Raw genomic sequence first — 15,072 nt, 5'->3', positions numbered from 1 at the left:
TCCCGGCATGCTGCGCCCGCACCCCTCGTTACCGGCGGGCGTGTCTGGGGCCGGGGTTGGCCGGCTGCTTCTTCTCCTGGGGCCAGTCGACGTCGATGCCGGGCACGACTTGCTTGAGCTGGTCGCTGGCCTGGCGGGTCCACTGGTTGACCGTCTTTTCGGCCTGGTCCTTCGCCGCACCGAGCGCGGCGTACGGTGCGCGGGCCTGCTCACCGCTCCAGTTGGCTTCGAGGTTGCGGCCGCCGACGTTGACCTGCGCGTTGACATCTCCGCGCATGTTGACCTGGTAGTGCACGGCCGGCAGACCGGCTTTGGCGGCCTGGTCGGCGGGCAGGTGCACCTCGTACTGGTTGGCGCCGGGGTTGTCGATCACGACCTGCTGCTGCGGCTTGGGCGGCTGCGGACGCACCGGTTCGGGCTCGCCCGGGAGCCGGGGGCGGTCCGGACGGGCGCCGGGGTCACCGGCACCGAGGGCGTGAGCGATCGCGCCACCGGCGACACCACCGGCCACACCACCGGCGATCGCTGCGGGAACACCGAGCAGCGCAGCACCTGCTGCGGCACCGATGCCGGCGCCCGCGGCGATCGCGCCCGGGGTCTGGGGCCCGGGCGCGGGGAACGAGCCGACTGCGGCACCCACACCGGCACCGATGAGCGCACCACCGATGCCGCCGACGACCGCGGCCGGGATACCCGCGGCCGCCGCACCGGCGGTGCCGCCGAGCGCGACACCGATGATGGTGGACGCGGCCTGGCGGGAGGCTTCGTCTTCGGGCACACCCACGCTGATGAGGCCCTGGGCGATCTTGGCTTCGCCGTAGGCCGACCAGGCGTTGATCGAGTTGCGCTGACCGTCGGTCAGCCACGGCGCGTCACGCTTGAGCTGGTCTTCCTCGATGACGAAGTTGCCGACACGCAGCGTCTTCGGCGGTGGGGCGATCGGGCGGACCGGGGCGACCGGGCGCGGCAGGGTGTAGGCCCGCGGCGGAGCGGGGTTGTAGGCCTGGTCATAGGTCGGCTCGTTGTAGACCTGCGGCTCGACGTAGGGCTGATACGGCGCTTCCTGCGGCGGTGCAGGGATCACACCCGGCCCCGGGTTGTAGGTCGGCGGCGCCTGTGGCGGAGGGGTGCTGTCGCTGCCTGGATCGGGCTGGCCTGGATCAGCGCCACCTTGGCTCGGACCTTGGCTGGTCGAGCTGTCGGGGTCGGCTCCGCCCTGCTTGATGGCCCACGCAGGGGACGTGGTGAGTACCGCTCCGGTCATCGTGCCGCCGACAAGGACCGCCGCGATGACCTTACGCATGAGTGCCGGCGACGGCGCGGAGACAGCAGCCCGCCCTCGTCGCACGGCCCGAGGAGGTGTCAATGCGTCGCCGCCCGGACGTCCGGTGGGAACCGGCGAGGTGATGTACATGTCAGAAGCGCCTTTCGGTGGTGATGAATGGTGTTGTGGGAGTGAGGAGAATCGGTTGAGGGCCGAAGTCGGGGAACTTCTACTTGTCGTCGATCTCGGAGACCCAGTGCTTGCCGCCGATCACAGTGGTGGTGACGTCCTGGCGGAACGTCTGACGCTCACCGCCGGCCGCCGGGATGATGGTGTGTACGACCTCGTACACGGTGGTGTTGCGGGGGCCAGTGCGCTTTTCGGTGATGGCAAGGCAGTAGCGCATATTGGGGTCGAGCACGTCGATGTAGCTCTGCAACGTGATGGCGGTGCCGACCTTGGCGTTCGACGACACCACCGCGCGAGCAGCGTTTCCGCTGCGCCACTTGTAGTAGCCGTAGTTGAACGCTTTGATCGCGTTCGGCCCACTCGTCTGGTTCCCCGGGTCACGGCCGGTGGTGAGCGCGCCGGTTGTGCGGGAGGGACATTCGACTTCATCAGAGGTCGGGTCGGCGGTGGCGACGGGTGGAGCTAGTGCGGTGGCCGGGTCGAGAGGTGTGGTGTCGCCGCCGGCGGCGCCGATGAGCCGCCCGGCGCCGACCCCGATACCGACCAGGGCGACCAGGGTGATCAGACCAATCACCAGCAGCGGCGTGCGGTGGCGCCGCCAGACGGTACGCAGACGACCACCAGCTGGTGGTGGCACGTGGGGGCCTCGACTGCGACGTTCGGCGGTCGGTGTCGAGCGGGGTCGCGCGTTCGGGCTGACGTGACCGGGGGTGACCCCGCGCCAGGGGCTGTCCTGCTCGACTGCTGCCTCAACGGGGCCGGGCTGGCTCGCGGCCTCATCAGCGGCAGGCTGGGCCAGCTGCTCATCGACAACAGGGGGCACGTCCGGCGCAGCGGCAGGTGCGACGATCTGGCCGCCGGTGTGCCCGCCATCGTCAGCGATTGGGTGCTCGTGCATCTCGACCGGCGGGGGAGCGCTGGGCTCCACCTGAGCGGCCTCGGGATGCTCGGGTTCTGGGGCGGCGGCGTGGGCGGGGTGCCATGTGCCGTCGGGCGTCATCTCGATGACATCGCCGCGCCCGGTTGCAGGATTGCGTAGCTCGAGCAGGACCGGCTGATCGTCGCTCGCCGCGAGGTGGTGGGCGTAGTCGAGGATCTGTTCCTGGAGCTCGGCGCCGCTGATAGCGCTGAACTGGATGCCGTCAGTGGTGGTGGCGGTGGTGGCCGAGGTGATTGTGACCACCACTGCGTTGTCGACAGTGGATGCACTCATCGGAGAAACCTCAGATCAAGGTCGAGGGGTCAGTCGGGCGGGGCCGATCAGATGGCCGACAGGGCGTGCTCGTGGTGATTGACGCCGTGCTCGCTGGTGTCCCTTGGGGTCTCGGTGCCGACGTCGGCGGGTAGCTCTTGGCGCCATGCGTCGATCTGGGCGGCGGCTTGGCGATGCCGCTCGATGGCCTTGTCTCGCCGCGGTCCGGCAGGGTAGGTCTCCAGCAGCTGCAACCGTTCGGTGATCGCGGCCTCGAGTTCGTTGAGGCTGGCGTGTGAGATCTCCGTTTTTCGTCAATACGCGCGGCCCAGGTCGGGACCGGCTTGGACAGTGTGGCGCGCTGTTCCCGCACGACGGGCTCGCTGGTGGCTTTGGCGTCGAGCGCGGTGCGCACGGCAGCCACTTCGTCGGGAGCGGGGGTGAGGATGGAACGCAGGATGCCCATGACAGAGGTGTCCTCTCTTCGGTGGTGGGTTAAGCGACAGAACTGGTTTTGTCGAGATCGATGGCGTCGGCCTCGCCCGGCTCGGCGGTGAGGACGACTTCGTCGGGTGCGAACTCGGCGTTGAGGGTGACGCGCGGATTGGCGTCGTCGCGCAGCTTCGCGCGCACGAGCTTCTTGCCGACCCGGGTAACCGCGACGACTGTGGCTACGGTTCCGTCGTCGTCGACGTGCACCCGCATGCCCTCGGTCAGGTCGGCGGCGTAGACGCCGTCGTCTCCGGCGGTGGTCGGGTCGAGGCCGGCGATCGGTGCCGGCGGTTCGGGGGTTGCCTCGCGCTGCTCGGTGAGGAAGGTGCGCATCTCTGAGGAGAAGCACGCCATGATCGGCCCATCGCCGGGAGTGCGGATCAACCCGCCGACCTTCTGTAGGTGCTCACGCACTTCGGGCACGAAGTTCTGCAACTGGGCCCCTGCGATGGCGGCCTCGCGCAGCGCGGTCACGATCTCCTGGTCCTCGGAGTCCAGGCGGTTCCACCGGTTGGGGTGCATGTCGGGGTTGGGCGTCCAGTGCACCTGTGCGTGCATCGGTCGGCCTTCGGCGTCGGCGACGGTGGCGCGCCCGGGCACACTGGCGTCGACGTCGCGTCCCACGTGGGCATCACCCCACATCATCTCCGCGCCCTGCTGCGACAGGCTCGACAGCGAGATGCGGGTGCCGAAGTTGTCGCGCACCGAGGTAGCGTCTTCACCGAAATTGGTGGCGTCAGGGCGTTGCACTCCCAGGATGATGCGGCCCTGCAAGCTTCGGATGAGCGCGAGAATCTCACCGATCTTGCCCAGCGGATTGGAGTTCTTGACGAACCGCGCCAACACGGCCTGCTCGTCGTCAGGGTCGTCCTTGTCGCCCTTGTAGGCCGCCGCGCGCCGCAGGAACGCACTCATCACGAAGAACTCATCGAGCACGACGATGAACGGCGGCAGGTTCTCGTCAGGGATACGCAGACGGTGCAGAAACTCCCGGCGTGCCACCATCTCCGCGTGCACGGCGTTGATGAACTCGACGATCTGGCGGACGTGATAGATCACCGACGCCACACCCGGGTACTGATCGAAGCCATCGAGTTCGAGCATCTTCACATCCACCGCGCCGGCCACCGGCACTCCACGCGCGATCGCTTCGGTGATCAGGGTCCGGATCAGCGAGGTCTTACCGCCACCGGTTCGGCCTGCCGCGAGCACGTGACCGCGAGACGAGGACTTGTGGATGTTCCAGGTCGCCAGCACCCCGTCAGCCGCGGTGGCATACGGGATGTCGTAGAGCTGCTTGTCGTTCATCTCCCGGTAGTCACTGATACTCAGCGGCAGGTGCCGCACGCCGCTGGGCAGAGGCTTGGCCAGCCGGATGGTGAGCTGGTTCTCCTCGGGGATGACCGCCACGAACCAGTTCCACGCCCCGTCCTCGGTGACGTGCCGGGGCAGACTGGCGACCAGCGACTCTCGCAGCTTCTGCTGCAATCCCGGGAAGGCCGCTGACAGGGTGGTCTTGTAGGAGATCGTGAACCCGATCTCGGTCCCGCTCTCGTCGCGGTCGATATGGGTGATCCGGGCCTCGGGAAGCGGGAACTTCTCGTCGAGAATTTCAGTCAGCCGCTGCACGATCGGGCTCATCCCTGCGGTCTGCGATTGCGGGTCGTCACGGGTGATCACCAATCGGGCGCTACCGGCCTGCCACTCGACCTGCATCTGCCACACCCGCGCCCGCAGCAACCGGCGGGCCAGCGAGTCACCGCGGTACCGGTTGGCGTACTTGGTCAGCGCATCGACAAGTTCGCTGTACCGCCGATCGCTGATGACCGACCCGTCGGTGAACGACACGATCACTCGTCGCGGCGCGGTGATACCCGCTGGATGTCGAACCCGTACCCGTTTAGGAGTCAGATGGGTGGTCGAAGCAACCATGTTGGTGATCGCACGACGATGCCGAAACGCATACCAGCGCAGCCCATCTACTGCGACCGCCCCCACGGTGGCAGTGACCGCGGCTGCCTGCCATCCCGACAGCTGGTCGAGCACCGACACCACCTGTGCCGTCACAGGTAGATCACCCGCGGTGTTCAGGAGCCAGTCACCGAGCGGATCAGCTTCGACGGCCAACACGGTGACGGCAGCTATCGCCGGACTGACCGGCACAAACGAAGGCAGACGAACTCCGACACCATCAGTGCCGCTCTGACGAGGCCGCTGGGCGCGGTGCGTCAATGCGCCACCGATGTCATCGACCACCTGCTGCACGAACCGAGCAGCCGGATCAGAGGACCCCGAACTTCCCATCGCTACAACCCATCATTCGAATACTCCGACATTGCAATCAAGCTAACCACATCAGGCAAACACAACACACAAATAACTGCACATTCGGCGTGTTTGCGTCTCCCTTGGCGGCTGGAGATGGACGCCCTGGTTCCCGCCTTCGCTTGCGGGTCGGGTGTGCGACATGGCCCGGGCTGACCGTCTCCGACACGCCGACGCGCTGCGAGATGTTTCCCAGACGTCAGAGCGGCGGCGTAGGGTCGCGAGCGACCCGTAGCCGCCGCTCTGCCCCCGAAGGGGGAGTGCCCCGCAAGCCGCGTCAGACCTCGAAAATTGTTGAGGCAAGCCTACTCACGGGCGTAGCGATCTGTCCTAGTGTCGGCATCGCATGCCAGGTGTTGCTGGGTAGGGCCTGCCCCCAGGGTGCGCTCGCTTGTCGCCGTGTCTCTGCATACTGGGCGCCGCCGCTGCGACATCCCCGCAGCAGAAGGTCCTGTGGAATGCCGTGTGATGCGCCTTCGATCCTGCCGGTGCCAGACGTGACGGGCGCTCACCTGCACGCAACACGCCACCCAAACCCTTCGCGACGAGTAACCAACGTGAGTAGACTCCACAAATAAGTGCACGACGCGACGCGATTGGACGGATCGTGTGAGACGAAAGGGTCAAGCTGGTGACATCGACGGAGCAACGCCCCGAGGGTGACCTGCGTGGAGTCTTTGAATTCCCCGCCCCTGCGCTCGATCAGGACCCGGTCGATAGCGACCTCCACGACGACGACACCGCACTGTCGCGGGGGGAGCGGTTAGCGCGGCTACGCGGCCAGCTCAGTGTCCCCCGGATACTGCGCCGTCACGAAGGCTCCGATGCCCAGGCCGCCAGTTCGGCGGATCACAGTCCTGAGGACGAGGAGTTCATTGCTCGCGCTAACGGCACCAGCACACAACGGCTGATGACCCACGCCGCGCGGGCGGCGGTGATCGCGGCGCTGGTGTCAGGACCTATCGCGTTGTACCTCAGCGGCGGATCATCAGCGGCCCCAGAAGTAGTGGCGCCGCCTGCTGTGTCAGCGGTCGATAACACCGCCCAGTTCGCAGCCAGTGACCTCGCCCAGCAGTTCGTCTCGGCCTGGCTGACCACCCACCGCGGTGACGAGGGATCGCTGCAACGCTTCGTCGACGTGGATGCCGGGACCGGCGCGCTGCCGGCGCAAGCGCTCTACGAGTCCGCCGACACCCACATCGCCGGAGTGCGTGAAGTGTCTGGGGTCGACGGCGCCGACACCTACGCGGTGACCGTGTCCGCCGAAGTCACCCCCGCCGGCGCTGACACCGCAACCCGCCGCTACTTCCAGGTGCCAGTGGTGGTGTCAGACAAAGGGGTGCGCGCGATGGCGATGCCCGCCGCTGTACCGGCACCCTCCACCGGCCTGACAGTCAACCTCGACTACTCCAACCAGCTCAGCTCTAACGCCGCGATCGTCACCGCCGCACAAGGATTCCTCTCAGCCATGCTCACCGGTGACGGCGACGTCACCCGCTTCACCAGCCCTGGAACCAACCTCGGTGCGATCACCCCGGCCCCGTACGCCTCCATCTCCGTCATCGGAGCCCGCACGCAGAAGTCCCTCGGGGACTCTGCTGAGACCCCGGCTGATGGCCAACGAGCACGACTGCTGCTCACCATCTCCCAACAACCACCCGGGACCGCCAGCTCCACAGATGCACTCACTGGGGCCTATGCCCTGACGATGGCTGCACGCGCGGGCCGCTGGGAAGTCAGCGCACTCGATCCCGCCCCGGCGGCCGGCGTCAACGGATCAGACGTCGCGTCCTCGCTGGCCGGCGAGGAGGACGAGAACGCCGACACTCCGACCGGCGCGGAGACTTCTGCTCCCGCCAGCAGCGAACCAACCTCTGACTCCGGCCGCGGTGGCGGTGATGACGAGGCGGGCTCTGACGACGTCCTGCCCACAGTGACCAGCGAGCCGAGCAGCCCGCGCGGCTCCACCTCTGCCCCCACCTCAACACCGTCATCCGGCTGCGGTGGTGGATCACTACTCGGCCCCGGCGGCATCGATCTGGGACCTCGATAACCCCCTTGCCCCATCAACCCATCACCGACCACTCCACATGCGAAAGGACTCCTCATGATCACCGAGACAGCCACCCAGATCGTTCTGGCCGACGGGCTCATCGACACCTTCAACAACCTCACCGGCGACGTCATCAAAGCGTTGCTGACCGTCGGCGGCGGCTTCGCCGTCTACATGGTCCTCAAGGAATTCGTCCGGGGCGGCTTGGTCGCGGGAATCGTCGCGGTTGTCGGCGGCGCCGCGATCCTCTGGGGACTCAACAACATGGACTTCCTGTCGGAGAAGACCGGCGAGACCGTCGAAAACTCCTCAGGCCAACTGGCACCTGCACCCGAGCTGGCAGCGACGACCGTGCGGCTCGACACCAGCGGGGAGCACCCGGTGGTGGTCTTGGCGCGCAGTACGCCGCTGGTTCAGCCAGGAGTCGCGCCGACGGCACATCGCACGGTCACCGACGTCGTCGTCGACGGAGCGCGGCTATGACCTGCGTCCACCACCACAGCGACGCGATCTCCTTCCCGGATGCGTGGCAGGTATGACCAACCCACAGCAGCAGCAACCCGCTGAGGTCATCCGCAACTTCACCGCGGCGCGCAAGTTCCCGCAGCTGATCGGTAAGACCCCGGACGGCAAACGCATCGCCGGTGGCCCCTACACGCTGACCCAGTTCGTCGGCGGTGCAGGAGCCCTGGTCGGGCTGTATCTGACCCGCGGCGTGTGGTGGAGCCAGCTGGGCTTGCAGTGGTCGATCGTGCTGGTGGTCACCGTGGTCGTCGGCACGGTGGTACTCCTCGGCCGCATCCGCCCGGGTGGGCGGAGCCCCTTGTCGGTTGCAGCAGGGGCCGCGCGCGCCCTCAGCGCGGAGGCGGAGACCCGAACGACTGCCGACCGCGCGTCACTGTCGCCGACCGCGGCGATCCGCCGAAAGCGCGGCCGCCCACATGTGGTGCCGGCCGCGGCCTACATCTGGCCCACCCCGCCCACACCCCATCCCCACACGACGACTCGATAGACCAGACCGAAAGGAGTGGCGTTGTGGTGCAGCGTCAACCGACCTACGCCCTCACCGGCAACCTGCGCTTCACCCGCGACGGCACGGTATGGGCCGACTACCTCCTCGAAGGCCTGCCATATCGCTACCGGCGCCTGGCTGACAAGGAAGGGGTCCGCAACGCCCACACGATGCTGGCGCGCGCCCTACCCGGCGAGGCGATCCTGCTGGGACTCACCGCCGATGAGACCCCGGAACTGATCGTGCAACGCATGCTCGACGGGGTCGACCTCGACGAACACGAGGCATGGCTGTCCGAATGCGAAGCCACCCTGGGCAGTATCGGCCAGTTCCGCCCCGGCACCCGCGTGTACTGGCTCTCGGTGCCACTGACGGGCACCTCGGTGAAAGAGAAGGCCGCGACTGCCGGGCGCGCCATCTGGCATTCGGCCACGGAAATCCTGGGGCTGCCGCACTCCCGAGTGCCGGCCGAGGAGCTGCTGGCTCGCCGCGAGCAGGCCCGCCGGATCGCGGCGAGCATTCCCGCGGTCTTCAACCCCGTCCCGACCACCCCGGCGCAAGCGGTGTGGTTGTGGAATCACATGCTGCGACGCGGCCTGTTCGTCGATCCCGATGTTCCGGTGGCCGCCGACACTCCTGAATCGAAAACAGCCGGCGCGTTGACGGCTGCTCGGCTCGACGAGGGCGCCCTGAGTGACCGAGCTGACTCGGGCGGGAAGTCCAAACCATCGAGGTTCACCACCGTGCTCAAGATCGACACCCCGTGGGAGGTCGACCCGCCCCCGCCGTCCTATCAGACGCTGTCGGTCATCACCGACACTCCCGCCGGCGGCACCCACTTTCCCGGTTCGGAGTTCTTCACCCTGGCCGAATCCATCACCGTCGAGGACCCGGCGCGCCCGGACGCCAAGATCCCGGTCGACGTCGATTTCGCCCTGCGGATCGTCACCCGCGCCGGGGGAGATGTGCTGCGTCGCAACCGCAAAGCGCTCAAACAGCTCAATGACCAGTTCCACCAGCGCGAAGGGGAACTCTCCACCGGCCGCAGTGTCCTCGACGTCGCTGCCGAAGCGCTCGCCGAGTACTCCACCCTGCTCGAATCAGACAAGAATGAGATCGAGGTCGGCTGGACAGCGATCTTCGCCACCTCCGGCACCACCGCGGCGGCTGCCCAGGCCGCGGCAACCGCGCTGGCCACCGAGTTCGCCAGCCAGCAGTTCCGCCTCGCCCAGCCGTTGGGATACCAAGAGGACCTGTGGTGGGCGATGGTGCCCGGCGCGCCGGCGCCCCGGGTGCTCGCCGAGTTCACCCAGATCACCACCAGCGGCAAATTCGGCGCGTTCGTTCCCGTCGTCGCGGCCTCCCTGGGCGATCCGAGCGGGCCGCTGCTGGCGCTGTGCATCACCACTCACGTCCCCAGTGCGGTGCACTACGACGTCTCGGCGCTGACCGAACGTGACGTGTCGAACTCGGTCGGCGTCACCGGTGAACTCGGCGCCGGCAAGTCTGAGTTCATCAAGCTCGTCGCCGGCCAGATCGTCGATCGCGGCGGACAGGTCCTGGTGATCGACCAGTCGGCCTCAGGGGAGTACGCCCGCTGGGCCAGTTCAGTGGCGCATGCGGTCGTCGTCGACATGGTCGACGCGGGCTACAGCCTCGATCCGTTGCTCATCTTCGGCGGGGCCAAAGGTGCTGAACAGACCGAGACCATCCTGCGCGCACTGCTGCGACTGCGGGTGCAAGACTCGCGCGCAACCTTGCTGTCCGAGGTTCTTTCGGAGAGCTACCGCGCCCGCCACCCCTACCTCGGTACCGGCGGAATGGTCAAACACCTGCTCTCGGGCGAATGCGCCCTCGACGGCGCGCTCGAGGTAGGCCGCGCCCTGGAGGTCCATTCCCGCAAGACCTACGCCCGTGCCCTGTTCGACGAGACCCTGCCGCCGCTGCCGATCGACGCACCCGCGATCGTGTTCCGCACCCAGGACGTCTCACTGCCTTCCCGGGAGCAGATGGAAAAAGAGCACCTGTTCGACAACCTGACCCCGGAAAAGCAGTACGGCCACGTCATCTACACCCACATCGCCAAACTGTCGCAAGGCATCATGTACGCCGACCCCGCCCAGATGTCGGCGCTGGTTACCGACGAGGTCGCTCACATCCTTTCCGGCGCCGACGGTCTGGAGATCATCACCGAAGTCGTCAAACGCGGCCGCAAAGAAAAGGCCGCAGCGATCCTCGGCGATCAGGACTGCGAATTCGGCAGTCAGGAACTGCGCGGCCTACTCAAGACCCGCGTCGCAATGCGTCACACTGACAAAACTCTCGCCCGCAAAGCCCTGGACTGGGTTGGGCTGGACCCCGACGCCGAAGACGTCCTGGAGGAATACACCACCAACACCGCTCCGATCACCCGTCCAGCACGGCACGCCACCGACAAGCCCTACGTCAAGCCAGAACGCCGCGGCGAAGGCTACATGCGCGATGCCTCTGGCGCCGTGGGCCGTATCAAAGTCCTGCGCTCGTTCCGTACCGACCGCCAAACCGCCAGCTCGACCACCACCCCGCAGAAGAAGACGCAGACGACCACGAAGACCCTGACCCCCGAGGTGCTCTGATGCACCCGCAGCTTCCCGGTATCCGCCTCGAATGGCCGCGCCCGGTGCGCGGCGCGGCCCGATGGGTGTGGTCGCGGCCGTGGGCGCGGCGCCTGCTGATTCTGGTCGCCGTGTGGCATCTGGTCGGTGCGATCATGTTGGTCCTCGCACCGACCGCCGAGGCGGCCGACGGCGCTGCGAGCAGCACTCTACGCAATCTGTTCGGCTGGATGAACATCAAGGATTCCCACGGCATTAACTCCGCCGACTACTACCTCTCGATCGACGAAGGTGGAGCCACCAGCCCCATCAAGGCGGTGTGGGCCTGGATCATCAACCTGGAGTACAACGCCTACCGCGGCGTGGTGATGATCGCGATCTGGTTCATCAAGCAGGCTCTGTCGTTCAAATGGCTCGACATCGTGACCAGCCCCATCTCCGACATCGCAGACGCGGTCACCTCGCTGACCGGGCAACTGCACATGCGGCCGCTGATGCTCACTCTGGCCGGTCTTGCGGTGGCGCTGTGGCTCTTTCGCGGACGCTATGCCACCGGCCTCTACGAGCTGCTGATGTCGCTGATCATCGCCGCCGGCGTGCTGGGGTTCCTGGCCAACCCGGTCGCCACCCTCGCCGGAGACGACGGACTGATCTCCAAGGCCAAGGACTACTCACTCGAGGTAGCCACCGGCATCGGCAACGACGGAAACACCAACGGAAACCCTGACGCCCAAATCGACGATCTCACAGGACAACTCACCGACACATTCATTCGCCAGCCCACTCAACTACTCAACTTCGGTCGCGTCCTGGACACCTCGAAACAAGACGGCGCCGCCGCGTGTGTCAAAGCCTTCGACGAGGCCTACCTGAAAAAGCCCCCCGAGCGCTCGACCCTCGGGGAGATCCGCGACAGCGTCGAAGACATCCCCCTGGTCGGCGGCGCAGTCGACAGCGTGCTGCCCGGCGGCGACGACGCCAAAGCCCGCGTCCGCGACGCGGTCGGCAAATGCCCCGGGGGCGAACAAATGAAGGACTACGCCGAGAACCCCGGACCCGAACAGGCCATTGCCTCAATGTTTTTGATACCCGCGGCAGGTCTGGTCTTCCTGTTCGCGCTCTACCTCGCCGGACGGGTGGTGCTGGCGACCGTGGTGGCGTTGTGGAACGGAGTGAAGCTGATCCCAGGCGGACTGCTCGGCATCGCACCGATGTTCCGTACCCAACTGATGCGATCGCTGGCCGATGTCGCTATGGCGTTGCTCCAGGTGTGTTTCGCGGTCATCTTCACCTGCGCCTACTGCATCATCATCACCTCGGTGTTCGACAAAGACGACGTCCAGCTGATGGCCACCGTGCTCATCGCCGACGTCCTGATCCTCATTGCTCTGGTGATGTTCCGCAAAGGCATGCTCGGATTGAACAAGTGGTCCGACCGACTCACCGAGATCATGTCGCGGCGACCGGGCGCATCGCCGGTGGCCGTGAAACAGAAGACCGCACCGTCGGCGCACGAGATGCTGGCCCGCGCCCAGGCCGTCAAGCACGGCTACAACACCGCCAGAAAGGTCGGGGGCACTGTCGGCAAGGTGGTCTCCGGCGGCGGGCAGGCCGTGGCCGCTGTCGGCACCGGCGGAGCGTCGGCTGTCGCGGCGACGGCAGCCAAGATCGGCGCCGAGTACGCCGCCACTCAAACCGCGGCGGCCGTGGCCGCCAAGTTGGGCGAGTCCACATCAGGTGCGCGCACCGCCGACGATGTTCCTGCCACCGACGCCCCTGCAGCGTCGTCGGGTCCTGCTCCTGTCCCCATGGGCACAGGAGGGGGTAGTGCAGCGTCGAGCCCCGACGACACCCGCCGACGCTCACAGGCGCTGTATGAGACCGTCACCAAGGTTCGCGACATCCAGAACCGCCCGCTCACCCCTACCGGTACGAGCGCTCCGCCGATCGCCTCCGCCCGCGGCGCAGTCTCTGCGGCTACTCGGCCCTCCGACGCTCGTTCGGCCACCGACCGCGTTCGCTCGCTAGCCGAGGACAACCGCAGCTTCCGTCCGCGAACATCGGCTGATGGCACGCAAGTCTGGGTGCCCACGCCCCGCGCAGCGGGTTCTCCGTCCCCACGGCGGACGCCGGCGCCGCCTGCACCGACTCCGCCGGCACCTCGGCCGGCGTCGCCGGCGCGCGATGCCGCCCGTCGAGCCGGTGGCCAGGTTGGTGGGCCACAACCCACCAGCGTTCGCTGAGCGAGGGCGGCCGTGACAGTCACCACCGCGCCTGCACCGCCCACGCCAACACGCCCACCCGCCCCCGACGCTCCGGGGAAGCGTCGGTGGTGGTTGTGGCTGCTCGCTGTCGTGCCGGTCGTGTTCCTACTGCCGCCATTGATGCTGGTGATGATGGTCGGCGGCAGCGGCGGCGCCTGTGGGCCGATCCCGACACTTGAGTTGGCTCCGGGTGGGGCACAGATCGCCGGCCTCAACCCGCAGCAGACGCGGATCGCCGCGACCGCGGTCGGCAGGGTCGCGGCCCGAAAACTGCCGGCCAAAGCAGCGATCATCGTCATCGCGGTCGGACTCGACGAATCCGGTCTGAGGAACCTGTCCAATCCTGCTGAGCCCGAGTCGATGTCGCTACCCAACGACGGCGTGGGCTACAACGGCAGGTCGATCGGCTACCTCCAGCAGCAACCGCAGTGGGGATGGGGCACCCCGCAAGAGCTGATGAACCCGGCGATCGCCACCGACAGGTTCCTCAACGCCCTACTCAAACTGCCCAACTGGCAGGGCATGGACCCCGCCCAAGCAGGCCACGAGGTACAGGGCAACTCCACCGGCGCTGAGGCCTCTCGGGAATACATGGGGCAGGCAACCAAGATCGTTGCCGCGCTGTCCGACAACTCGCAGGTCACCGACTATGTGGAGACCGTCGGTAGCGATGCAGCTGCGGCGGTTCCGGAACAGAGCGCGTCGCCGGGCACTCAGGTCAAGCCGATGAAAGACGGTACCTACCAGGTGTCGTCACCGTTCGGTCCGCGCGGCGGCGAACAGCACCAGGGGATCGACCTGGCCGCTCCGGTCAACACGCCGTTCTACTCCGTCGCTGACGGCACGGTCGTCGACGCCGGCCCCGCCAGCGGGTTCGGGCAGTGGATCGTTCTCAACCATCAGATCGACGGCAAACTGTTCGCTACCGTCTACGGCCACATGTATCCCGATGGCGTCCTCGTCAAAAAGGGGCAGAAAGTCACCGCCGGGCAGCTCATCGGCAAAGTCGGAAACAACGGCCAATCCACCGGTGCGCACCTGCATTTCGAGGTGTGGGATGGCGGGCACCGCGACTTCGACGGCGGCCACGCCATCAATCCCGCCGCCTGGGCCACCACCGGCACCAACCCCAGCGGCACCGCCGCTCCCGGCAACGGCAACACAGCCCCCGGCGGCGGGGCGTGCCTCCCACAAGCACCGGTACCCGGCAGTGCCGACATCGAGGGATTCCGACCCGGAGGACCGGCCGGACCCAACATCGTCGCCGCTGCTGCCTCTCAGATGGGTATCCGCTACTCCTGGGGTGGTGGCGACCTCAATGGACCCACCAAGGGAATCAGTGATGACGGTGGCGCCGGCGATGCGCACCAGGACTACGCGATTCCCGGCTGGGACTGCTCGGCGCTGGCCCGCTACGCGGTGCACAAAGCGACCGGCAAGACCATCGCCCGCACCTCCCAACCGCAGTCGACCGGAGGCATCCCGGTACCAGACGAGGCACACGCCGAGCCTGGCGATCTGGTCTTCTTCGGCGGCGAGGGCGTCGCCACGCACGTCGGGATCTACATGGGTGGAGGGAAAATGGTCAACGCCCCTCAGTCAGGCACCAAGGTCCGTATCGACAACATCCACAACGGTTTCTCCAAACCCATCACCTTCCGCCGCTACCACTAACCCGCACAACACA

The 15,072-nt window shown here is 67.0% G+C and carries 10 protein-coding genes; 6 read left to right on the top strand and 4 right to left on the bottom strand.

Annotated features, from left to right (window positions below; all coding sequences use genetic code 11):
• Positions 1-28: 28 nt before the first annotated feature.
• The 4 genes from MVF96_RS24135 to MVF96_RS24120 all read right to left on the bottom strand — a co-directional run bounded on the left by MVF96_RS24135 (position 29) and on the right by MVF96_RS24120 (position 5,300).
• On the bottom strand, positions 29-1,414 hold the full coding sequence (locus MVF96_RS24135; RefSeq protein WP_247452233.1) for a hypothetical protein: 1,386 nt from the start codon (positions 1,412-1,414) through the stop codon (positions 29-31).
• A 79-nt stretch (positions 1,415-1,493) separates the two neighbouring features.
• Complete coding sequence (locus MVF96_RS24130) at positions 1,494-2,666, bottom strand: DUF8176 domain-containing protein (RefSeq protein ID WP_247452232.1); 1,173 nt, start codon at positions 2,664-2,666, stop codon at positions 1,494-1,496.
• A 47-nt stretch (positions 2,667-2,713) separates the two neighbouring features.
• The gene (locus tag MVF96_RS24125) at positions 2,714-2,899 is read right to left on the bottom strand and encodes a hypothetical protein (RefSeq protein ID WP_247452231.1); all 186 of its coding nucleotides are present in this window, start codon (positions 2,897-2,899) and stop codon (positions 2,714-2,716) included.
• A 241-nt stretch (positions 2,900-3,140) separates the two neighbouring features.
• Positions 3,141-5,300 carry an FtsK/SpoIIIE domain-containing protein gene (locus MVF96_RS24120; protein WP_247452230.1) on the bottom strand — a complete coding sequence of 720 codons (2,160 nt, stop codon included), beginning with the start codon at positions 5,298-5,300 and terminating at the stop codon, positions 3,141-3,143.
• Between the two features lie 793 nt (positions 5,301-6,093).
• Between MVF96_RS24120 and MVF96_RS24115 the strand changes: the two genes are divergently transcribed.
• Genes MVF96_RS24115 through MVF96_RS24090 form a run of 6 tightly spaced genes read left to right on the top strand, consistent with a single transcriptional unit; the run spans position 6,094 to position 15,059 of the window.
• The gene (locus MVF96_RS24115; RefSeq protein ID WP_247452229.1) at positions 6,094-7,515 is read left to right on the top strand and encodes a conjugal transfer protein; all 1,422 of its coding nucleotides are present in this window, start codon (positions 6,094-6,096) and stop codon (positions 7,513-7,515) included.
• A 54-nt stretch (positions 7,516-7,569) separates the two neighbouring features.
• Positions 7,570-7,998: a hypothetical protein gene (locus tag MVF96_RS24110; RefSeq protein ID WP_247452228.1), complete on the top strand. Its 429-nt coding sequence runs from the start codon at positions 7,570-7,572 to the stop codon at positions 7,996-7,998.
• Between the two features lie 52 nt (positions 7,999-8,050).
• Entirely contained in the window at positions 8,051-8,527 is a 477-nt protein-coding gene (locus tag MVF96_RS24105) for a hypothetical protein (RefSeq protein WP_247452227.1), read from the top strand.
• 26 nt (positions 8,528-8,553) lie between these two features.
• The gene (locus MVF96_RS24100; RefSeq protein ID WP_247452226.1) at positions 8,554-11,142 is read left to right on the top strand and encodes an ATP-binding protein; all 2,589 of its coding nucleotides are present in this window, start codon (positions 8,554-8,556) and stop codon (positions 11,140-11,142) included.
• The gene (locus tag MVF96_RS24095) at positions 11,142-13,364 is read left to right on the top strand and encodes a hypothetical protein (protein ID WP_247452225.1); all 2,223 of its coding nucleotides are present in this window, start codon (positions 11,142-11,144) and stop codon (positions 13,362-13,364) included. The genes MVF96_RS24100 and MVF96_RS24095 overlap by 1 nt, the downstream gene beginning before the upstream one ends.
• Positions 13,365-13,376: 12 nt before the next feature.
• Positions 13,377-15,059 carry a peptidoglycan DD-metalloendopeptidase family protein gene (locus MVF96_RS24090; RefSeq protein ID WP_247452224.1) on the top strand — a complete coding sequence of 561 codons (1,683 nt, stop codon included), beginning with the start codon at positions 13,377-13,379 and terminating at the stop codon, positions 15,057-15,059.
• Positions 15,060-15,072 lie beyond the last annotated feature (13 nt).

Source organism: Gordonia hongkongensis (assembly GCF_023078355.1).
Taxonomy (GTDB): Bacteria; Actinomycetota; Actinomycetes; order Mycobacteriales; family Mycobacteriaceae; genus Gordonia; species Gordonia hongkongensis.
Note: the sequence above shows the minus strand (reverse complement) of the source record. Positions and strands in the feature narration are given on the sequence as shown.

What these genes read in the sequence shown, in the direction of transcription:
- MVF96_RS24135 (WP_247452233.1), bottom strand. Translation starts at nt 1,414, where the DNA reads ATGTACATCACCTCGCCGGTTCCCACCGGACGTCCGGGCGGCGACGCA.
- MVF96_RS24130 (WP_247452232.1), bottom strand. Translation starts at nt 2,666, where the DNA reads ATGAGTGCATCCACTGTCGACAACGCAGTGGTGGTCACAATCACCTCG.
- MVF96_RS24110 (WP_247452228.1), top strand. Translation starts at nt 7,570, where the DNA reads ATGATCACCGAGACAGCCACCCAGATCGTTCTGGCCGACGGGCTCATC.
- MVF96_RS24105 (WP_247452227.1), top strand. Translation starts at nt 8,051, where the DNA reads ATGACCAACCCACAGCAGCAGCAACCCGCTGAGGTCATCCGCAACTTC.
- MVF96_RS24095 (WP_247452225.1), top strand. Translation starts at nt 11,142, where the DNA reads ATGCACCCGCAGCTTCCCGGTATCCGCCTCGAATGGCCGCGCCCGGTG.